Genomic DNA, 19,357 nt, shown 5'->3' on the forward strand with positions numbered 1-19,357 from the left:
CCAGCAACAGCCCCCTGCGACGCGAGATCGCCGCCCTGGCTGCGCGCATGATGGCCGAAGACGGCATCAGCGACTTTGGCTTCGCCAAGCGCAAGGCAGCCCGGCAGTTGGGCGCATCGGTTTCCGACGCCTTGCCCAACAACGCCGAAATCGAAGCCGAACTGCGCGCCTGGCAGGCCTTGTACCAGGACGAGGAGCAGTCCGAGCGCCTGTTCGAGATGCGCAGCGCCGCCGTCGAAGTCATGCGCCTGCTCGCTGATTTTCGCCCCTACCTGACCGGCGGCGCGCTCGACGGCACGGCAGGCCGTTACTCCGAGCTCGAGATCGATCTCTTCCCCGAAAGCGCAAAGGAAGTGGAGATCTTCTTCCTGAATCAGGACTTCCACTACGAGCACCGCGAACCCCGCCGCCCCGCCCCCAACACTCCGGAAGCGGTCCTCAGCTTCGACTGGAACGAGGTCCCCGTGCGCCTTTCCATCTATTCAGCCGGCGTCGAACGCGGCAGCCGGCGTGGCCAGGAGCGCGCACGCCTGGCGCAGGTCGAGGCCTTGCTGCACGACCCCGACACGACCGACAACAACAGGACCCAACCATGAAACGCAAGCTGCAAACGGCACTGATTGTCGCTGTCGCCGTAGCGGCAGGCATCGGTGGCTACCTCGCCAATCGCAACCCGACCACGACCACGACACAGACGCGCGAGGTCCCGCTCGAGACCGTCAACGCCTTGCTTGCACTCAGGCTTGCGGACACCGAAGGCCAACTCCAGGCTCTGGAGCAGTGGCGCGGCAAGGTCATCGTTGCCAACTTCTGGGCGACCTGGTGCCCGCCCTGCCGCAAGGAAATACCCGATTTCGCTGCTGCCAGCCAGAGCCTGGCTGGCGAACCGGTGCAGTTCATTGGCCTGAGCATCGACAGCGCCGACAAGGTGCGCGCATTCAGGGACGAGTTCAAGGTCCCCTACCCGCTGCTGATCGCCGGCCCTGAGGTTTTGACGCTGGCCGCCGGATTCGGCAATGAGGCGCGCGCACTGCCCTTCACCCTCATCATCGATCGCGACGGCAAGGTACGTCACATCAAGCTCGGCACCTTGAAGCGCGAGGAACTCGAAGGCAAAATCCGCGCACTGCTCGCCTCCTGAGTTCCCGTGCCGAACACGCATATCTGGACAAATTACATCAACTTGCTGCAAACTCGCCGCCATGAGGCGTACAACACGCGGCCAAAAGACAGCAACCACGCGCGACTCCGGCACCCGGAACGCGCCCTTGCCGACCGCAGGACCAAGGCTCTTTGCCTGTCGGCCGCGCCTGCCAGACCATGATGATGCAAATGCCAGCCCCTGTCCTGCTGGTGTTTCAGCCTTGACTCGGTGCGCGCCCTCAGCTCACACCACCCTCACCGCCCAGCACGACCCCAGGCCACCGACCGACAGGTCGGCGCCCGGACGTGGCAACGAGAACCCTGATCGTCGACGATCACCGCGACACGGTGTCGTCCAGTACGGAGAAATAGCATGGATCTGCGCAAGCTGAAGAAACTCATCGACCTCGTCCAGGAGTCGGGAATTTCAGAGCTGGAAATCACCGAAGGTGAGGAGAAGGTCCGCATCGCCAAGCAGGTTGGCGTCGCTGCCCCCACCGCCTACCTTGCACCCGCCGCTGCACCTGCGCTGACCGCGAGTACAGGACCCGCAGCCGCCCCAGCACAAGGCACTGCCCCGGCCCTGCCCGAAGGCGAGCTCATCAAGTCACCGATGGTCGGCACCTTCTACCGCGCCTCTTCCCCCGGCGCCAAGCCGCTGGTCGAGGTCGGGCAGAGCATTGCCGCCGGCGAGCGCCTGTGCATCATCGAGGCCATGAAGCTGATGAACGAAATCGAATCCGAGCTCACCGGCGTGGTCAAGGCCATCCTGGTCGAAAATGGCCAGCCCGTCGAATACGGCCAACCGCTGTTCGTGATCGGCTGAGCGCGCCATGTTCGAGAAAGTCCTCATCGCCAATCGCGGAGAGATCGCGCTCCGTATCCTGCGTGCCTGCCGCGAGCTGGGCATCAAGACGGTGGCCGTACATTCCGAAGCCGACACCGACGCAAAATACGTCCGCCTCGCCGACGAGTCGGTCTGCATCGGTCCTGCCGCATCGTCGCTGAGCTATCTCAACGTGCCGGCGATCATATCGGCCGCCGAAGTCACCGACTCCGAAGCCATCCACCCCGGCTACGGCTTTCTGTCCGAGAACGCCGACTTCGCCGAGCGCGTCGAACAGTCGGGCTTCGTCTTCATCGGCCCACGCTCGGACACCATTCGCCTCATGGGCGACAAGGTATCGGCGAAGGACACCATGAAGGCAGCAGGCGTGCCCTGTGTTCCGGGCTCCGAAGGTGCGTTGCCTGAAGACCCCAAGGAAATCGTCAAGATCGCCCGCGCCATCGCTTACCCGGTGATCATCAAGGCTGCGGGCGGCGGTGGCGGACGCGGAATGCGCGTGGTGCATACCGAAGCCGCGCTGCTCAACGCCGTCGCCACCACCCGTGCCGAAGCGGAGGCCGCGTTCGGCAATGCAACGGTATACATGGAGAAATTCCTCGAGAACCCGCGCCACATCGAAATCCAGGTGCTCGCCGACCAGCATGGCAACGCCATCTATCTGGGTGAGCGCGACTGCTCGATGCAGCGTCGACACCAGAAGGTGATCGAGGAAGCACCCGCTCCTGGCATCGAGCGCAAGCTCATCGCCAAGATCGGCGAACGCTGCGCCGAAGCCTGTCGCAAGATTGGCTATCGTGGCGCCGGTACCTTCGAGTTCCTGTTCGAGAACGGCGAGTTCTACTTCATCGAGATGAACACCCGCCTGCAGGTCGAGCACCCGGTCACCGAATACATCACCGGCATCGATCTCGTCCAGGCGCAGATCCGCGTCGCCGCTGGCGAGAAACTGTGGCTGCGCCAGCGCAACATCGAGTTCCGCGGCCATGCCATCGAATGCCGCATCAATGCCGAGGATCCATTCAAGTTCACACCCTCGCCCGGACGCATCACCAACTGGCACACCCCCGGCGGGCCCGGCGTGCGCGTCGACTCCCACGTCTACAACGGCTACGTGGTGCCGCCGTACTACGACTCCATGATCGGCAAGCTGATCACTTACGGCGACACCCGCGACCAGGCCATCCGTCGCATGCGCATCGCCTTGTCGGAGATGATGGTCGAAGGCATCAAGACCAATGTCCCGCTGCACCAGACGCTGATGCTGGACCCGCGCTTCAACGAAGGCGGCACCAGCATCCACTATCTGGAACACAAGCTGGCCAACCGCAACGAAGTGAAGGGCTGAACGCTGATGTGGATCGCGGTCACCCTGCAGGCTGATGCGGCACGGGCCGAAGCGCTCTCTGATGCGCTGATGGAGGCCGGCGCGTTGTCGGTGTCCATTGAGGATGCCGACGCCGGCACCGCTGCCGAGACCCCGCAATTCGGCGAACCCGGCCACTTTCCCAGCGCCTTGTGGGACCACAGCCGCGTGATCGCGCTCATCGACGGCGGCACTCCAGCCGACGAACTCGAGGCCTTGCTCGCCAGCGCGGCGCAGGCCGCCGGCCTTGCCAGCGTGCCACCGTTCACCACCGCCGAGGTCGCCGAACAGAACTGGGTGCAGCTCACCCAGAGCCAGTTCGAGCCGATTCGCATCAACGACCGCCTGTGGATCGTGCCTTCGTGGCACACCGCCCCTGAGCCCTCGGCGATCAACATCGAGCTCGACCCCGGCATGGCTTTCGGCACCGGCTCGCACCCGACCACCCAGCTTTGCCTGGAATGGTTGTGCGACAACATCACGCCGGGCTGCAGCGTGCTCGACTACGGCTGTGGCTCGGGCATTCTTGCGATCGCCGCGGCCAAGCTCGGCGCTGGCGAAGTGCTGGGCATCGACATCGACGAAAAAGCAGTCGAAGCCGCGCGTGACAACGCCGGACGCAATGCCACCTCGATCCGCCTGCAGCATTCCGGGGTGCCGCTCGGCGACTGCTTCGATATCGTGGTCGCCAACATCCTCACCAACCCCTTGTGCGTGCTCGCCCCCGCGATTGCAGCGCGCGTCGCGCCGGGTGCTCGGGTCACACTCTCGGGCGTGCTCGAAACCCAGGCAGCGCAAGTCATCGAAGCCTGGGCGCCGTTCATCGCCCTGCAGGTCGGGGCGACGCACGAAGGCTGGATCCGGCTCGAGGGGCAGCGCCCCACGGCATGATGCTGACGCGCTGCCCCGCCTGCCAGACCGTGTTCCGGCTCGGCCCCGAGCAATTGCACGCACGCCGCGGCGAAGTGCGCTGCGGCCACTGCTTCCACCCCTTCAACGCCCTCGATCACGAAATCGTTCAGCGCGGGCAGAGCCGCCAATCGCCCCCCACGCCCTCCGCACCCACTGCTCCGCCTGCACCCGCAAGCCCGTCACCCTCGGCGCGGGCGCCGGACCTGAGCTTGCAGCCGGCTCCCGCTGCACATGCAACGCCGGAACCCGACGCGCTGGCGCCTGCGCTCGATTTCATCATCCTCGAGGAGAAGCCGCGCCCTCAGCCTGCGACGCCTGCATCTGCGTCTGCATTGCATGCAGGCGAGCCCCCTGCGAGGGCATCCTCGCCCCCCCCCTCGGCTGCGGACACAGCGCTCTGGCACGCCGCACCCGAGCTCAGTTTCGATACCGTGGACGACCTTTCGCCCACGACCGCGCGTACGCCGGCAATGCCCGAAGTCATGCGCAGCAGCCGCCGCCCCGCGAGCGACGCGACCCGTACCGAACCCTCAGCGCACCCGACATTCAGCACCACTTACAGCGCCGCCCCGGAGCGGCCGCAAGCGCACGAGGGCCCGTCCACGGCCTACGAGCCCTGGGCGGCAGCGGCGCTTTCATCAGCGCCTCAGGGCACGATCGAAGGCGCGCAGAGCGCACGGACGCCTGCCAGCCCCGTTTCCGCCCCCAACACCCCCATCCGGCCTGACCCAGGCCCAGACCCCGACTTCGGCTCCAACGCAGCGGCCGGGATCGAGCCCGCGCAGGGGGCACGGACCGACATCAAGCCGGCCTACATCGCCGTCGAACACCTTGACGCCAAGTACGGCCGGCTGCGCAAACCTGCCAGCCCCCTGCTACGCACCCTGAGCGCGCTGGCAACGGGCGTGCTCGGCGGCGTGCTGGCCGTACAGTGCATTTATCTTTACCGCATGGAGATCGCGCGCGCGCTGCCCGGCCTGCGCCCGCTCATGACCCAGGCCTGCGCCGCGCTGGGGTGCGAGATTCCCTTCCCGCGCGACGCCGGATTGATCGCGCTCGATGCGTCCGAGCTGCAGTCCGAACCCGGCAAGCCGGGCCAGTACGTATTGCACGCCACGGTGAACAACCGCGCCGAATATGCGCAAACCTGGCCGCATCTGGAGCTGACCCTCACCGACGCCGGGGACTCGCCGATCGCACGACGTGTGCTCACACCCGAAGAATGGCTGCCGCCAGATCAGCGCAGCCCAGCCCAGGGCGCCGCGTCCTTCGCCAGCCACAAGGCGGTCAGCGCACGCATTGCATTTACCGTACCGGATCTCGCACCGACCGGCTACCGGGTCTACATCTTCTACCCCTGAGCACCAGCTCTACCCCTGAGCACCAGCTCTACCCCCGGGCACCAGCTTTGCCGCCCGAGCCGCTCTGCTCCTGGGTGGTGGGGGGCCATTCATCAGCGCGAAACGCGTGTGGTGCCGCCGTCGCGCAGCACGCGCACACGCTCACCGGCGCGAAAGCTTTCGCCGCCGTCCGCTTGCACCACGGCAAGGTATTGCCCATTGTCGAGGCGCACGGTCACTTCAACACCCGGCGTGCGCGTCGCACCTTCTTCAAGCGCCGAACCTGCGACACCACCGGCCACCGCACCCAGCACCGCCGCCACCGCCGACCCGCGCCCACCGCCGACGCCACTGCCCGCGATCCCGCCCACGGCCGCGCCCGCCACCGAGCCGATGGGCGTCTTCGTGCCTTCGAGCTGCACGCCACGCACCGACTCGATGGTGCCGAACTGCACCATCATCGCCCGCCGCGCCTCGGTGCGCGAATACGCCCCACCGCCCAGCCCCTGAGCACAGCCACCCAATACCAGCAACGCAAGCACGGCCACCGTGGCCGCGCGCAGTTTCCTGGAAGTTCGATTCAGCATAAACCCTCCGTAAAAGCCTCCACCACCGCGGCCAACTCGGCCTCACGGGGACCCGTCTTGTCGCACTTCAGCAGCCATCAAACCGGCAAGCATTCGTCCTGAGTCTGCCGAATGGCGCTACAAAAACTGGGTCATCAGCCTGAGTTGACCCGGCAGTAGCGCGCCGGTTGCAGGCAAGTGAGTAACTCTTCACTACCGAGAATGGACTGTGCCATGTCCGGATTGCGCAGCGGCCACCCTGCACGCTCAGTCACACACCGCCTCACGCAGACGCGCCGCCATCTCCTCCAGCGCCGCGCGCGGCGGATTCTTCACCGGCCACACCAGCTCCAGACCGTCATCCACCCAGCGCGGGACGACATGGATGTGAAAGTGAAACACCGTCTGCGCCGCTGCGGGCTCATTGGCCTGCAGTACCGTCACACCGGCGCAGCCGGTGAGCTTCTTCACCGTGCGCGCCATGCGCGCCGCCGTGCACAAGGCCGCGCCCGCCAGGGTGTCGTCAAGGCTGTAGATGTTCTCGTGATGGGGCTTTACCAGCACCAGCATATGCCCCGGGTTCACCGACTGCAGGTCCATGATCGCCAGCGTATGCGCGTCCTCGTACACCTTCGATACCGGCAGCTCGCCACGCACGATGCGGCAAAACACGCACTCAGTCATTTTCTTTCCTCGTTTGCTTAAGGGGATCAGCGCAGCCCGTGGCGCTGCGCAAGTCTTCAGCCGGGCACCTGAAACACCTGCCCGTCCTCTAGTCGTACCGCCGTGAGTTTACCGCCCCACACTGCGCCCGAGTCGAGCGCAATCAGGCCCGGCACGCGATGAAAGCCCAGCGCCGACCAATGTCCGCACACAATGGTATGGCTGCGGCTGAGCCTGTCGGGCACCTGAAACCACGGCAGGGTGCCCGCTGGCGCCTGCTCCGGCGGCCCCTTGGCGCGCAGCGCCATGCGCCCATCCGGCGTACAGAAGCGCATCCGTGTGCACGCATTGACGATGACGCGCAAGCGCTCCCAGCCCTGCAAACCATCGTTCCAGGCCTCGGGTCGGTTGCCCGCCAGTTCGCGCAGAAACTCGTGTCTTTGCGCACCCGCCAGCGCGGCGCCCACCTCGCCAGACAGCGCCTGCGCCTGCGCCACCGTCCACCCCGGCAGCAAGCCCGCATGCACCAGCACATGCGAACCCTCCACATGCAGCAAGGGCCAGCGCGCCAGCCAGTGCAGCAAGTCGTCGCAGTCGGGCGCCTCCAGCACCTGTGCCAAGGTGTCGTCGCTGTCGCGCCGAGAATGGCCGGCGGCGACCATCAACAGATACAGGTCATGATTGCCCAGCACAATCGTTGCCGCATCGCCCAGAGCGCGCAACAGTCGCAATACGCGCAGCGACTCCGGCCCGCGATTGACCAGATCACCGACCAGCCACAGGCGGTCGCGCGCGGGGTCGAAGGCGATGCGCTCGAGCAGGTGTGCAAGCGCTGCGTAACAACCCTGGATGTCGCCGATGGCGTAAGTGGACATGCGTTGGATCTGCCGGCACGTGTCGCCACGACCTGAGCGCGGTTGCAGGAAGTGCGCAGTCTACTGGCTCAATCAAGACGGGGCCATAGCAAGGGCTGAAGGCAGCCACATCATGGCGTAAGGCGAGTGCAAGGACGCCACAACGCGCGCGTGAAACGCATTCGAGGCTGGACTGCAGCACGGCCCCACAAGCCGCCACGAACCTGGAGTCAGGCGAAAACCGGCTCAAGCACCAAGACCGGCGCTAGGGCCTCTCCGCCAATTTGATGTTTTGTGCAAGGCGTGTACGAAAAAACGGGAGCCGAAGCTCCCGTTTTGCTTTCAAACCTGTCGGAAGGACAGATTAGAAGGTGTGACGAACGCCAACCACGAACAGATCGGAGTTCTCGCCGCCGTTACGCAGACCGGTCTTGTCCAGATCGGCGATCGGGCCAAGAGCCAGGCCGGTATCGTTGTCGGTACGGTTGTAACCCGTGTAAGCAGTCGTGCGCTTCGACAGGGCGTGGGTGTAGGCCAGCGAGTAGCTCTTCGACTTCGCGCTGTTGCTGCCAACCACATTGTCAGCCTTGACTTCACCGTAGCCCAGATGGACGTTACCCGCGGCGCCGACCGGGACGATGACACCCAATTGCCACAGCTTGGCATCCTCGCCCTTCATTCTGCCGAGGCTCTCTGCGTCCTGGTAGGACAGCGCCAGGGTTGCGGCACCAAAGTCATAGCTACCGCCCAGCAGCCATTCGGTCTGGTCATCAGCCGCTGCCGCGTTGCTGGCCGTCTGCAGCATCTGGTACACCGCACCGACCTTCAGCGGGCCGTTTGCATACTCAAGGCCCAAACCCATCGCGTCGTCATCTGACGGATCAGCCCAGTTGCCAGCGGCCAGGGAGGTGGTGCGAGTATCTTCACCTGCGGCCATGCTGTAGATGGCGCGAACCTTCAGCCCCGAGAACATGCCGTTGTAGGCCACCGAGTTGTCCCAGCGAGCAAAGCTGGACGCCGAGAGGGACGAACCCACACCAGTCGACAGGATGAATTGCGGCGAAATGGCGGACGCGAGCAGCGCGTCGTACTGGAAGTCGAAGCCCGGAGCGTACTGACGGCCGAGGCTGATGGTACCGAAGGCGCCGCTCAGGCCAACAAGGGCTTGGCGGGAGAAGACCGAGTCGCCACCGACGCTCGACCAAGCAACGCCATTGCTGATGTCAACACCTTGCTCCAGCGTGAACACGGCCTTCAGGCCATTGCCCAGATCCTCAGCGCCACGGAAGCCCAGGCGGCTACCGGACAGGCCACCGCTTTGCACCGCGGCCAGGTCGTTGCCACCGTGGTTGCCGAAGCCCATGTAGGCATCGGCAACACCGTAGATGGTCACGTTCGACTGAGCGAAGACCGGGGCCGAAACGAGGCCGGCAACGGCCAGCGCGATCAGTTTCTTTTGCATGTGTTTCTCCTCAAATATGAAGTTGTGACCTCGGCGCTTGCCTTGGTCCTACTCACCTCTCTGGCGAGAAGTTGGAGCGATTCTGCAAACCTGGCGCCTTCCTTGCAAGCCTGGGGGCGCGAAAACACCACATTACGGGGATTGTTGTTGCGGACATGCAACAGATGCGAGCCCGAAGGCCTGGATAGGCCCGTTCCGCGGCAAGCCACAGGACGCGCCCGCGCCCTGCTGGAGTGACGCTCCACGCAGCCTGAGTGGCGGCGGTGCAAGGCAACGCAAAAACGCCGTCCAGTGGCTGCATTTGCCCGCGCGCAATGCGAGAATCCACGCCGACCGCCGTGGCCAATCCACGCGTCGCAATTGCAAACAGCTTATCAAGCACTTCAAGGACTACACACCATGTCAAAGCAATGGGCAAGTTTGATCGTTTTGGGACTGGTGAGCGCAACGCCAGCGCTGGCGGCGGGACAGGCCGACGCCAGGGGCTTCGTCGAGGACAGCACACTGGACCTGTTCTTGCGCAACGCCTATATCAGCCGTGACTACAAGCAGGGCAGGCAGGACAAGGCCGAGTGGGGCCAGGCAGGGGTGCTGAACTTTGCCCTGGGGCTTCACCCAGGGCACGGTGGGCGTCGGCGTCGATGCGTTCGGCATGTACGCCCTGCGCCTGGACAGCGGCAGGGGCCGCAGTGGCGCCGCTGGCATCGACTTCTTCCGCCAGGACAGCAGCGGCCGCCCGGAACGCGACGTGGCGAAGGCGGGCGCGGCGCTGAAGCTGCGTTTTTCCAACACGGTGATCGCCCATGGCGACCTGCGCCCGACGCTGCCGGTGCTGAACCATGACAACTCGCGCCTGCTGCCGGAGAGCTTCACCGGCACAATGCTGAGCTCGAACGAGATCGAAGGCCTGCAGGTGCATATGGGCCGCTTCCATGCCGAGTCGCGCAAGAGTGACGAAGGGCGCGACAGTGGCGGCCTGAAGGGCATCGACGTGATTGGCGGCAGCTACGCCTTCAGCCCCACCCTGAGTGCAGCGCTCTACGCCTCGGATGTCGAAGACGTGCTCAAGCGCCAGTACCTGAACCTGAACTACACCCTGCCGCTGGCCAGCGATGCGCTGAACTTCGACCTCAACGCCTATCGCACCCGCCAGGACAAGAAATTTGATCCGAACGAGGGCCGCAACAAGATCTGGAGTCTGGCCGCGACCTATTCCACCGGCCCGCACGCCTTCACCCTCGCGCATCAGCGCAGCAGCGGTGACGTGGGCTACAACTATGGCTTCTATCAGAGCGAAGGCTGGATTGGCGACGGCGGCAGCACGATCTTTCTCGCCAACTCCTACTGGTCAGACTTCAACGCCAAGGATGAGCACTCGTGGCAGCTGAGCTACGCGGTGGACTTCGCCGAATACGGCGTGCCCGGTCTGAGCTATCGCATCGCCTATGTGCGCGGCGACAACATCGACGCCGGCGCAGCCAACCGCGGTAAAGAGCAGGAGTGGTTCAACCAGCTCTCGTACACGGTGCAGAGCGGCGCGGCGAAGGATCTCAGCGTGCGCCTGCGCGCCTCGGCGCTGCGCGTGTCGGAAGATGCGCGTGCTTACAACAGTGAAGGCAACGAAGTGCGCGTGTTCATCGATTACCCGCTGAACCTGTTCTGAGCCTGCGCGGCCAGGCGTTCGCCTGGCTAGCACGCACGTCGCCGGGCTCCGCGATTCGCGTCCTCGCTTGCGGAGCCCGGCACCCGTTCATCGTCGAAGACAAGCATATTTTCAGTACAAAATGTACAATTCGTACTATTAATTGACTTAAGGAGGCCTTCACCATGCGCACCCTGTCTGCGACCGAAGCCAAGCAAGGCTTGGCGGGACTGCTCGACATGGCAGCACGCGAGCCTGTGATCATCCGCCGCCAGAAGCGCAACGTGGCGGTCGTGTTGTCGATGCAGGAGTACGAACGTCTCACCCGCCTCAATGTCAGCGAATTTCAACGCTTCTGCGACGCCATCGGCGACAAGGCGACCCAGGCGGGACTGACCGAGGACAAACTGGCCGAGTTGCTTGCCGATGACTGAAGCCGCGCATTGCGTGGTCGACACCAACGTGCTTGTCAGTCGCCTGCTAGCGCCACGCAGCACAGCCGCCCGAGCCGTCGATCTCGCACTTGCCGGAGGCAATCTGTTGGGCTCGGATGAGACCCTGACCGAACTCACCGCAGTGCTCACCCGACCCAAGTTCGACCCTTACGTTTCGCGCGCAGATCGCCGTGAATTCATCCGCTTGCTGGGGGGCGTCATGCGGATCGTGCCTATCACCCGTAAGGTTGTAGCCTGCCGTGACCCGCGCGACGACAAGTTCCTTGAACTCGCGCTCGCAGGCGAGGCAGCAGCCATCATCACCGGTGACAAGGATCTGCTCGTGCTGCATCCCTGGTGCGACATTCCCATCGTGACGCCGGCTGAGTTCATCGCAATGCAAGCATCAGCAAGGAACCCCGCCGCCCCTTAGCACTCTCACTCCGAGAGTGCTAATATTTGGGCAAAAGGAGGACACCAGCCTATGTCTTACGCCCTGTCATTTCCCGTTCCCGCCACCGGCAGCCTGGATCAGTACATCCACAGCGTCAATCGCATGCCGATGCTCAGCGAGCAGCAGGAAGTCGAACTGGCCACCCGTCTGCGCGACGAAGGCGATGTTGACGCCGCGCGCCAGATGGTCATGTCTCATCTGCGCGTGGTCGTGTCGATTGCACGCGGCTACTTGGGCTACGGCCTGCCGCATGCCGACCTGATCCAGGAAGGCAACATCGGCCTGATGAAAGCAGTGAAGCGCTTCGACCCCACACGCGGTGTGCGCCTGGTGTCGTTTGCGATGCACTGGATCAAGGCCGAAATCCACGAATACGTGCTCAAGAACTGGCGTCTGGTGAAGGTCGCCACCACCAAGGCGCAGCGCAAGCTGTTCTTCAACCTGCGCAGCATGAAGCTGGACAGCAGCACGCTGAACCCGACCGAAGTCGACGAGATCGCCGCCAAACTCGGGGTGAAACCCGAAGAAGTGGTGGAGATGGAAACCCGTCTCGGTGGTCGCGATGTGCCGCTCGAAGGCGGTAGCGACGATGACGACGAGCGCTTCGCGCCGATCGCCTATCTGCCCGACCCGCACGCCGAACCATCGACCGTGCTCGAACAGACCCAGCTTGCCCAATTGCAGGACAGCGGCCTGCGCGACGCGCTCGCCAACCTGGACGAGCGCAGCCGCATGATCGTCCAGCGCCGCTGGCTGAACGAAGGCGACAGCGCCACCCTGCACGAACTGGCGGCCGAATATGGCGTGTCGGCCGAGCGCATCCGCCAGATCGAGGCCAAGGCAATGCAGAAGATGCGCACCATGCTGGCTGAGGTGGCGTGATCGTCAGTTCCAGGCTCAGCTCGCCTCACTGCGGCAGACAAGTGGCTATACTCGACGAGCAAGGCAGATGACGGAGGTAAGACCATGCCCCATCACACCGAACTTCTGGATCGAATTACCGTTTCAGCGGGCCACTGTGGCGGTCGTCCCTGCATCCGCGGTCTACGCATTCGAGTGTCTGATGTGCTCGCCCTGTTGAGCGCGGGAGCCGACCTCGAAGAAATTCTTGAGGATTACCCCTATCTCGAGGAGGCGGATGTTCGCGCCTGCCTCAAGTACGCTTCACTCCAGGCCGATCACGCAATACTTGTTGCCGCGTGAAACTGCTGGTCGATAGCCAGCTGCCCGCAGCGCTCACTTGCCTGCCAGCAGCGCCTTGATGTCTGCCGCCATCAGCGCCGGGTCCTCGGCGTGCCTCATGTACAGGCGCAAGCGCCCCTCGGGGTCGAACACATAGGTGCCGGCCGAGTGGTCGATGGTGTAGTGGCCGGCGAGGTCGCCACTCTTGCGGTAGAACACGCGAAAATCCTTGGCGATCTCAGCGATCTTGTCGGGCGTCCCGTACAGGCCGAGGAAACGCTTGTCGAACACCGGCACATATTCGGCCAGCAACTCGGGCGTGTCGCGCTCGGGGTCGACGGTGACGAACAGGACCTGAAGCCTGTCGCCATCCGCGCCGAGCTGTTGCATGACCTCGCTCATGCCGGATAGCGCGGTGGGGCAGACATCCGGGCACTGGGTGTAGCCGAAGAAGATGGTGATGACCTTGCCCTTGAAGTCGGCCAGGGTGCGCGTCTGACCATGATGGTCGGTGAGCTGCAAGGTCTTGCCGTATTCGGCGCCAGTGATGTCGGTGCTACGAAACACGGGCTCAGAGGGCGCACACGCGGTGAGCAGGGCAAGGGCGAAAGCGGCGGCCGCCATGCGGGTGAAGGAAGACAGGCGGGCGGAAAAATGAGGAAGACGAGAGGACATCAGGCACCTTATGCAGCTTGATCAATCAGTGCCCGATGATAACGCCTGTACCGCTATTCGCCACCACCGGCGCTCAAACGCGCTCAAGCGCACCTTCACCACGGCAGGTAATGGTCGACCAGCAAGGCGGCGAACAGCGCGAACAAATACACGATGGAGAAGCGGAAGGTACGCCGCGCCAGCGCATCGCTGTACTCACGATAAAGCCGCCAGGCGTAACGAATGAACTGCAGCCCCAGCGCCACCGCTACCGCCAGGTAGAGCGCCCCGCTCATGCGCGTGGCAAAGGGCAGGAGCGTGACGCCAAAGAGGATGAAGGTGTACAGCAACACCGACAGGCGGGTGAACTCCGAGCCGTGGGTGACGGGCAACATGGGCAGGCCCGCACGCGCGTAATCTGCCGTGCGATACAAGGCCAGCGCCCAGAAGTGCGGTGGCGTCCACGCAAAGATGATGAGGAACAGCAGCAGCGCATCGCTGCTCACCTCACCCGACACCGCCGCCCAGCCCAGCACCGGTGGCATCGCCCCGGAGGCGCCGCCGATGACGATGTTTTGCGGCGTGCGCGGCTTGAGAAGCACGGTGTAGATCACCGCGTAGCCGACAAAGGTGGCGAACGTGAGCCACATCGTGAGCGGATTCACTGCCTGATGCAGCACCAGCAGGCCACAGCCGCCGAGGACGGTGGCAAACACCAGCGCCTCACCCGTGGACAGCGCCCCGCGAGGCAGAGGCCGGGCACGGGTACGCGTCATGCGGGCATCGATGTGCTGTTCGATGAGGCAGTTCATCGCCGCCGCCGCACCGGCTACGCAGGCAATGCCGACGGTCGCCGCGAACACCGTGAACGCATTGGGCAAGCCCTCGGGCACGGCGAGGAACATGCCGATCACCGCGCAGAACACGATCAAGGTGTTCACCCGCGGCTTGGTGAGCACGTAGAAGGCGCGCAGGCGGTTGCCGCGGGTGAGGTCGAAGGCGAAGGTTTTCATGATCGTAGCTCCTCAATTCCCATCCTCAGCGCCACCGCTGAGCGACCCACAGCCTGGGTAGGGTGGCGCACAGCGGCAGATTGCGACACTGGCGCAGCGCTCAGCCTGTAGTTGGCCCACACCATTACCCCCACCAGCAGCGCTGCACCGGCGTTGTGCGCCGCTGCCAGGGGCAGGGGCAGCGACAACAACACGTTGGCGATGCCCAGCCCCAGTTGCAGCATCAGCACGACCAGCACGGTGGCACCGATGGCAAAGCAGGCACGCTGTCGGCACAGCCTCCAGCCCAGCAGGAACAAAGCCACCGCCGTCACCAGCGCGCCGACACGATGCGACCAGTGAATGGCGGTGAGCGCGGCATTCGACAGCAGGTCTCCGGCGGCGGTCATGCCCAGCTCGCGCACGACGTGAAAGGCGTTTGCATAATCGGCGACCGGTGCGAAGCTGCCGTGACAGCGCGGAAAATCGGTACAGGCCAGCGCCGCGTAGTTGGTGCTGGTCCAACCGCCAAGGGCAATCTGGGCGACGAGCACGACGAAGGCGAGGCGAGCCCCAAGCTGCAGCGCCACGGGAGCCACGGCGCGCGATCCGCCCTCCAGCTGCACACCCTCTCCCCGCACAGCCCCCATCTGCATCGCGCCAAAGGCACGCAGCGTCAGCCAGGCAAGCAGGGCCAGCGTGGTGAGACCCCCGAGCAGGTGGGCGGTGACGATGGCGGGCTTGAGCAACAGCGTCACCGTCCATTTACCCAGCAAGCCCTGAAATATCACCACCCCTACCAGCGCCAGCGCCACCCGCGGCGACGCGCGTGCGCTGCTGCGCAGACGCCAGGCCAGCACCGCGATGGCGATGACCAGCACGCCCAGGCTGGCGGCCAGGTAGCGGTGAATCATCTCCTTCCAGGCCTTGTGCAGACTGACCGGGCCTTCCGGCGCAGCCACGTGCGCATCACGGATGAGATCGGCGGCATGCGCGGGGCTGAGCTGGCCATAGCAGCCCGGCCAGTCCGGGCAGCCCAGACCGGCATCGGCGAGCCGCACATAGGCGCCAAAGACGACGACCACAAAGGTGAGCAACAGCGCACCCAGCGCCAGGCGGCGATACAGCGCGAGGCTGCGGCCTGGCCCTGTGCTCACGACCGCCCTCCTCGCCCAAGCGCGGAATACTTCAGCAGACGCTGCAGATCCTTGGTCAGGGCACGGGCGGCAGCGGTGCTATCGGCGCGTTCATCGAAGCGCATCATCACATTGCCCAGCGGATCGACGAGATAGATTGCGCCCGGCGCCAGCCCGGGCAGGCTTGCCAGCCAGTCGGCATTGGCGTGAGCGATGCGCAGCTCGTCCGCAAGCGAGGTGGTGGACCCGGTGAGCTGCTCATCGCCCGGCTCGGCGCCGTCGGTGATCAGCCACACCCGACCGACGCGCTCCATTTCCTTCGCCTGTGCCAGGCGGGCCTGGCGCGACACGTAGAGCGCACCGGCACAGCTGGCGTCACAGGCTGCGGGCGCGGCCAGCAGCAGCGTCCACCGTCCTTCGAGCTCGCCACGCACCAGCTCGGGCTGAGCGCCGACGCCACTCAGTGCGGATTCGGGCAGCAGCACCGGCTGCAGCAGGCTGCCATTATTCACCCGCCCTTCGGGCTGCCATAGATAGAACATCGCATACGACGCAATCACCGGCAGCACGCACACGAGGGCGAGCAGCAACAAGGTACGCCGCCCGCGCCGGCGCGCGGCGGGGGGCAAGGCCTGGACAGGTTCAAGATCCGACGAGGCGAGGGTTCCGGTCGTCATGGTGTCTCCGCGAAAACAGGCGCCAGGCGTAGCGGGCAGTGAGGGCAGCGCCAAGCGCTGCCAGGCAATACCACTGAAAAGCATAGCCACGATGGCGGTCGATGCCCGCCGCCGGCAGTGGCCAGTCGCGCACCAGGCCGTCGGTCGTGTCCGAGGTCTGCAGCGCAAGCCAGGATGCGAGACAGGCCACCCCGGCGCCGCTCGTCGAGCACAAGGGCAGGCTCACATCCGCGCGCGCTGCGAGGCGGCTCAGATCGACCGCCTGCCACACCCGGCCGGCCTCGGTCTGTCCGGCCTTCGCCAGCGTGAACGCATCGGCCTCGGGGAGGTGCACGCGCGCCTCCAGCGTCACCTGCGCCGGTGCCAGCGCCACCTCGGGCAGCACCGTCCGGTCCGCGTCCGCAGCCACCCAGCCCCGATTGACCAGCACCACCCCCGAGCCATCCGCCAGGCGCAGCGGCGTGAGCACGTGATAGCCGGCCCGGCCTGCATGCGTGCGGTTGTCGAGGAAGGCCGTGGCCGACGCCAGCCATTCGCCTTTGAGCAACACGCGCTGGCCGCGCTCGACAGCCTGAGCCGGACTGAGATCACGCCCGGCGCCCTCCTTGTCAGCCGCCTCCCTGAGCGCAGCACTGGCCGCGACCGCCTCAGCCGGACGCTGGGCGGCAGCGTCGAGCACCGCCTGCAGCGCGGTCTTTTGCTGCGCGCGACGCACCTGCCAGTTGCCCAGCATGACGGTGACTGCAATCACCAGCAGCCCCGCCAGCAAGGGCGTCAGCATGCGCACTGCGGCGGGGAAGCGGGCGCGGCTCACGTCGACTCCGGACAGCGTTTGCCATGCGTTTGCGAGCGGCTAAACTGCAACGCAGGCCCGAGGAGACCCACCATGCGCGTCGTCGTCATCCTGTTTCTGTTGCTCATCATCACCAGCCTGGGCTCGGCGCTGCTCATGCTGCTGCGCGGCGGCAAGCGCGCCCAGCCCAGCACCCTCATGGCGCGCGCGCTCGCCATCCGTGTCGGCCTGTCGCTGACGCTGTTCGCGCTGCTGATGGCGGGCTTTGCCAGCGGACTCATAGACGGCAAGCTGTAAGCACAGCGCAGAAGAAGACGGAGACAAAGGCGTGGGCTGAGCATGGCGATTCGGGCTTTGTGCGCGCGCGCTCAGAGCCAATACACCACGACGAACAGGATCAGCCACACCACGTCCACGAAGTGCCAGTACCAGGCCGCCGCCTCGAAGCCGAAGTGATGCTGGGCGCTGAAGTGCCCGGCCAGCACGCGAAACAACATCACCGTCAGCATGATCGCGCCTATGGTGACGTGCAGGCCGTGAAAGCCGGTGAGCAGGAAGAAGGTGGAGCCGTAGATGCCGCTGTCGAGCCGCAGGTTGAGCTCCGCGTAGGCATGGACGTATTCGTAGGCCTGCAAGCCGATGAACACCCCCCCCAGCAAGATGGTGGCCGCCAGCCCCAAGGTAAGTCGACCGCGCTTGCCGGCCAGCAAACCGTAATGCGCAAAAGTCAGGGTGACGCCCGAGGTGAGCAGGATGAGCGTGTTGATCGCCGGGATGCCCCACGCCCCCATCGGTGTGAAAGGGTCCGCCCGGCTCGGAGTGTAGGGTCCGGAGCTTGGCCACGCACTGCTGAAGCCCTGCCACAGCAAGGCCTCGTTGTCGCCGGAGGCGAGCCAGGGCACGGACAGCACGCGGGCGTAGAACAAGGCGCCGAAGAAGGCGGCGAAGAACATCACCTCCGAGAAGATGAACCAGCCCATGGACCAGCGAAAGGAAGCGTCCACCCGCTGTCCGTACAGGCCGGATTCGGACTCACGCACCACCTGCCCGAACCAGCCAAAGAGCATGTAGATGAGAATGGCAAGGCCAGCGAAGAACATCCACGGCCCGGCCTCCACCTTGTTCAGCCACATCGCGGCGCCGGAACCGAAGAGCAGCAAGGCGACCGAACCGAAGATCGGATACTTCGACGGTTCGGGCACGAAGTAGTGGTCGAATGAACGGGTAGTTGTAGCCTGACTCATGACGTTTCCCCTGTCCGAACCTGCTTTGATGCCACTACGCCAGCACCACTTGCACGACGATGACGATGAAGACGACGAAAACCACCCCCACAAACACGCCTGCGAGCACCACCGCCAGCGGATTGAGCGAACCCGCATCATCGTGATAGGCCTGCCGCCGGCGCACGCCGACGAAGGACCACAGCACCGCCCGCAGCGTCGGCCACACCCCGGCGCGTTGATGCGGCCTGGGCGTCGGTGTACTCATGTCGCCCCCGCTCCGCGCGCTGGGGCGGGCGAGCGGGAGCCGGCTTGCTGCTTCGCTGGTCCGCCCGTCAGCACGGCGGTATTGCGCCCCGGCAGCTCGAAGAAGGTGTAGGACAAGGTGATGACGCTGACCTCGCGCGGCAAGCCTGGATCGAGCACGAACACCACCGGCATGATGCGGCGCTCACCCGGCGCCAGCGTTTGTTGCTCGAAGCAGAAGCACTCCATCTTGTTGAAATAGCGCGCGGCCACTTGCGGACCGTAGCTCGGCACTGCCTGGCCAGTGACAGGCACGTCGCGATTGTTCATGACCTCGTATTCAATCTGCACGAACTGCCCCGGATGCACCTCGATCGAGCGCTGCAGCGGCTGAAAGCGCCACGGCAGGTCGTGCAGGTTGGCATCGAACTGCACCAGCACGCTGCGGCTGCTGTCGACCTGTGTGTTTCCCACCGCGCGCGCACCCTGCTCGGCTTCCGGGCGCAGATAGTTGTTGATGCCGGTGGCCTCGCAGATCTGCTCATAGAAAGGCACGAGCAAAAAACCAAAGCCGAACATCACCACCGCCGACACAGCCAGACGCAGCAGCAGGCGGCGATTGTCATCAGCGCGCATGATCGACTTGTTCATTGGCCAAACACCTTGTACTTGAGGATGACGAAAACGAAGAACAGACAGGCCAGCGCAGCCAGCATCAGGCCGGTGCGGCGGTTGGCAGCCTTGCGTTCATCCTTGCGGGTCATGCTCCTCATC

25 protein-coding genes and 1 pseudogene are annotated in these 19,357 nt (G+C 64.9%); 13 read left to right on the top strand and 13 right to left on the bottom strand.

Annotated elements, in window-relative coordinates; genetic code table 11:
• Positions 1-47 precede the first annotated feature (47 nt).
• The 6 genes from M622_RS31545 to M622_RS31570 all read left to right on the top strand — a co-directional run bounded on the left by M622_RS31545 (position 48) and on the right by M622_RS31570 (position 5,626).
• The gene (locus M622_RS31545; protein WP_370696040.1) at positions 48-596 is read left to right on the top strand and encodes a hypothetical protein; all 549 of its coding nucleotides are present in this window, start codon (positions 48-50) and stop codon (positions 594-596) included.
• Positions 593-1,141 carry a TlpA family protein disulfide reductase gene (locus M622_RS31550; RefSeq protein WP_021249657.1) on the top strand — a complete coding sequence of 183 codons (549 nt, stop codon included), beginning with the start codon at positions 593-595 and terminating at the stop codon, positions 1,139-1,141. Before M622_RS31545 ends, M622_RS31550 begins: the two co-directional genes overlap by 4 nt.
• Before the next feature lie 375 nt (positions 1,142-1,516).
• Positions 1,517-1,969, top strand: a complete 453-nt coding sequence (accB, locus tag M622_RS31555; RefSeq protein WP_021249658.1) for an acetyl-CoA carboxylase biotin carboxyl carrier protein — start codon at positions 1,517-1,519, stop codon at positions 1,967-1,969.
• A gap of 7 nt (positions 1,970-1,976) precedes the next feature.
• Positions 1,977-3,335, top strand: coding sequence for an acetyl-CoA carboxylase biotin carboxylase subunit (gene accC / locus M622_RS31560; protein WP_021249659.1), 1,359 nt, complete (start codon positions 1,977-1,979; stop codon positions 3,333-3,335).
• A gap of 6 nt (positions 3,336-3,341) precedes the next feature.
• Positions 3,342-4,244 carry a 50S ribosomal protein L11 methyltransferase gene (gene prmA / locus M622_RS31565; protein WP_021249660.1) on the top strand — a complete coding sequence of 301 codons (903 nt, stop codon included), beginning with the start codon at positions 3,342-3,344 and terminating at the stop codon, positions 4,242-4,244.
• Positions 4,241-5,626 (top strand): DUF3426 domain-containing protein, encoded by a 1,386-nt coding sequence (locus M622_RS31570; RefSeq protein WP_021249661.1) that lies wholly within the window; start codon positions 4,241-4,243, stop codon positions 5,624-5,626. The genes prmA and M622_RS31570 overlap by 4 nt, the downstream gene beginning before the upstream one ends.
• A gap of 92 nt (positions 5,627-5,718) precedes the next feature.
• Here the strand turns inward: M622_RS31570 and M622_RS31575 are convergent, their stop codons facing one another.
• The 4 genes from M622_RS31575 to M622_RS31590 form a co-directional block, all read right to left on the bottom strand.
• Complete coding sequence (locus tag M622_RS31575) at positions 5,719-6,192, bottom strand: outer membrane lipoprotein (RefSeq protein ID WP_021249662.1); 474 nt, start codon at positions 6,190-6,192, stop codon at positions 5,719-5,721.
• Between the two features lie 246 nt (positions 6,193-6,438).
• The gene (locus tag M622_RS31580; RefSeq protein WP_021249663.1) at positions 6,439-6,855 is read right to left on the bottom strand and encodes an HIT family protein; all 417 of its coding nucleotides are present in this window, start codon (positions 6,853-6,855) and stop codon (positions 6,439-6,441) included.
• A gap of 56 nt (positions 6,856-6,911) precedes the next feature.
• On the bottom strand, positions 6,912-7,709 hold the full coding sequence (locus tag M622_RS31585; RefSeq protein WP_021249664.1) for a symmetrical bis(5'-nucleosyl)-tetraphosphatase: 798 nt from the start codon (positions 7,707-7,709) through the stop codon (positions 6,912-6,914).
• Between the two features lie 343 nt (positions 7,710-8,052).
• Positions 8,053-9,150: a porin gene (locus tag M622_RS31590; RefSeq protein WP_021249665.1), complete on the bottom strand. Its 1,098-nt coding sequence runs from the start codon at positions 9,148-9,150 to the stop codon at positions 8,053-8,055.
• Between the two features lie 399 nt (positions 9,151-9,549).
• Between M622_RS31590 and M622_RS40720 the strand changes: the two are divergent.
• From M622_RS40720 to M622_RS0120325, 6 genes and pseudogenes are all read left to right on the top strand, one after another.
• Positions 9,550-9,699 (top strand): annotated as a pseudogene (locus M622_RS40720) (outer membrane porin, OprD family); the annotation flags it as partial.
• A 49-nt stretch (positions 9,700-9,748) separates the two neighbouring features.
• Positions 9,749-10,813 carry an OprD family outer membrane porin gene (locus M622_RS31595; RefSeq protein WP_021249666.1) on the top strand — a complete coding sequence of 355 codons (1,065 nt, stop codon included), beginning with the start codon at positions 9,749-9,751 and terminating at the stop codon, positions 10,811-10,813.
• 164 nt (positions 10,814-10,977) lie between these two features.
• Entirely contained in the window at positions 10,978-11,226 is a 249-nt protein-coding gene (locus tag M622_RS31600; protein WP_021249667.1) for a type II toxin-antitoxin system Phd/YefM family antitoxin, read from the top strand.
• A complete protein-coding gene (locus tag M622_RS31605) occupies positions 11,219-11,659 on the top strand; it encodes a putative toxin-antitoxin system toxin component, PIN family (RefSeq protein WP_021249668.1) in 441 nt (146 codons plus the stop codon). Before M622_RS31600 ends, M622_RS31605 begins: the two co-directional genes overlap by 8 nt.
• 51 nt (positions 11,660-11,710) lie before the next feature.
• Complete coding sequence (gene rpoH / locus M622_RS31610) at positions 11,711-12,562, top strand: RNA polymerase sigma factor RpoH (protein WP_021249669.1); 852 nt, start codon at positions 11,711-11,713, stop codon at positions 12,560-12,562.
• Between the two features lie 84 nt (positions 12,563-12,646).
• Positions 12,647-12,883 (top strand): DUF433 domain-containing protein, encoded by a 237-nt coding sequence (locus tag M622_RS0120325; protein ID WP_031346968.1) that lies wholly within the window; start codon positions 12,647-12,649, stop codon positions 12,881-12,883.
• Positions 12,884-12,916: 33 nt separating this feature from the next.
• Here M622_RS0120325 and M622_RS31615 read toward each other — a convergent pair whose 3' ends face one another.
• From M622_RS31615 to M622_RS31635, 5 genes are all read right to left on the bottom strand, one after another.
• A complete protein-coding gene (locus M622_RS31615) occupies positions 12,917-13,537 on the bottom strand; it encodes an SCO family protein (RefSeq protein ID WP_084520740.1) in 621 nt (206 codons plus the stop codon).
• 95 nt (positions 13,538-13,632) lie between these two features.
• Positions 13,633-14,529: a heme o synthase gene (gene cyoE / locus M622_RS31620; protein ID WP_021249672.1), complete on the bottom strand. Its 897-nt coding sequence runs from the start codon at positions 14,527-14,529 to the stop codon at positions 13,633-13,635.
• On the bottom strand, positions 14,526-15,665 hold the full coding sequence (locus M622_RS31625) for a COX15/CtaA family protein (RefSeq protein WP_021249673.1): 1,140 nt from the start codon (positions 15,663-15,665) through the stop codon (positions 14,526-14,528). The genes cyoE and M622_RS31625 overlap by 4 nt, the downstream gene beginning before the upstream one ends.
• A complete protein-coding gene (locus tag M622_RS31630; protein WP_052028716.1) occupies positions 15,662-16,321 on the bottom strand; it encodes a redox-active disulfide-containing membrane protein in 660 nt (219 codons plus the stop codon). Before M622_RS31630 ends, M622_RS31625 begins: the two co-directional genes overlap by 4 nt.
• Positions 16,287-17,135 (bottom strand): SURF1 family protein, encoded by an 849-nt coding sequence (locus tag M622_RS31635; RefSeq protein ID WP_021249675.1) that lies wholly within the window; start codon positions 17,133-17,135, stop codon positions 16,287-16,289. The genes M622_RS31630 and M622_RS31635 overlap by 35 nt, the downstream gene beginning before the upstream one ends.
• Before the next feature lie 72 nt (positions 17,136-17,207).
• On the opposite strand from M622_RS31635, the gene M622_RS31640 reads away from it, so the two are divergent.
• Positions 17,208-17,411 (top strand): DUF2909 domain-containing protein, encoded by a 204-nt coding sequence (locus M622_RS31640; protein ID WP_021249676.1) that lies wholly within the window; start codon positions 17,208-17,210, stop codon positions 17,409-17,411.
• A 71-nt stretch (positions 17,412-17,482) separates the two neighbouring features.
• Here the strand turns inward: M622_RS31640 and M622_RS31645 are convergent, their stop codons facing one another.
• Genes M622_RS31645 through M622_RS40425 form a run of 4 tightly spaced genes read right to left on the bottom strand, consistent with a single transcriptional unit; the run spans position 17,483 to position 19,347 of the window.
• Positions 17,483-18,358 carry a cytochrome c oxidase subunit 3 gene (locus M622_RS31645; RefSeq protein ID WP_021249677.1) on the bottom strand — a complete coding sequence of 292 codons (876 nt, stop codon included), beginning with the start codon at positions 18,356-18,358 and terminating at the stop codon, positions 17,483-17,485.
• 34 nt (positions 18,359-18,392) lie between these two features.
• Positions 18,393-18,605 (bottom strand): DUF2970 domain-containing protein, encoded by a 213-nt coding sequence (locus M622_RS31650; RefSeq protein ID WP_031346973.1) that lies wholly within the window; start codon positions 18,603-18,605, stop codon positions 18,393-18,395.
• Complete coding sequence (locus M622_RS31655; protein ID WP_021249679.1) at positions 18,602-19,234, bottom strand: cytochrome c oxidase assembly protein; 633 nt, start codon at positions 19,232-19,234, stop codon at positions 18,602-18,604. The genes M622_RS31650 and M622_RS31655 overlap by 4 nt, the downstream gene beginning before the upstream one ends.
• A complete protein-coding gene (locus M622_RS40425; protein ID WP_021249680.1) occupies positions 19,231-19,347 on the bottom strand; it encodes a cytochrome oxidase small assembly protein in 117 nt (38 codons plus the stop codon). The genes M622_RS31655 and M622_RS40425 overlap by 4 nt, the downstream gene beginning before the upstream one ends.
• Positions 19,348-19,357 lie beyond the last annotated feature (10 nt).

It is taken from the genome of Thauera terpenica 58Eu (assembly GCF_000443165.1).
Lineage (GTDB): Bacteria > Pseudomonadota > Gammaproteobacteria > Burkholderiales > Rhodocyclaceae > Thauera > Thauera terpenica.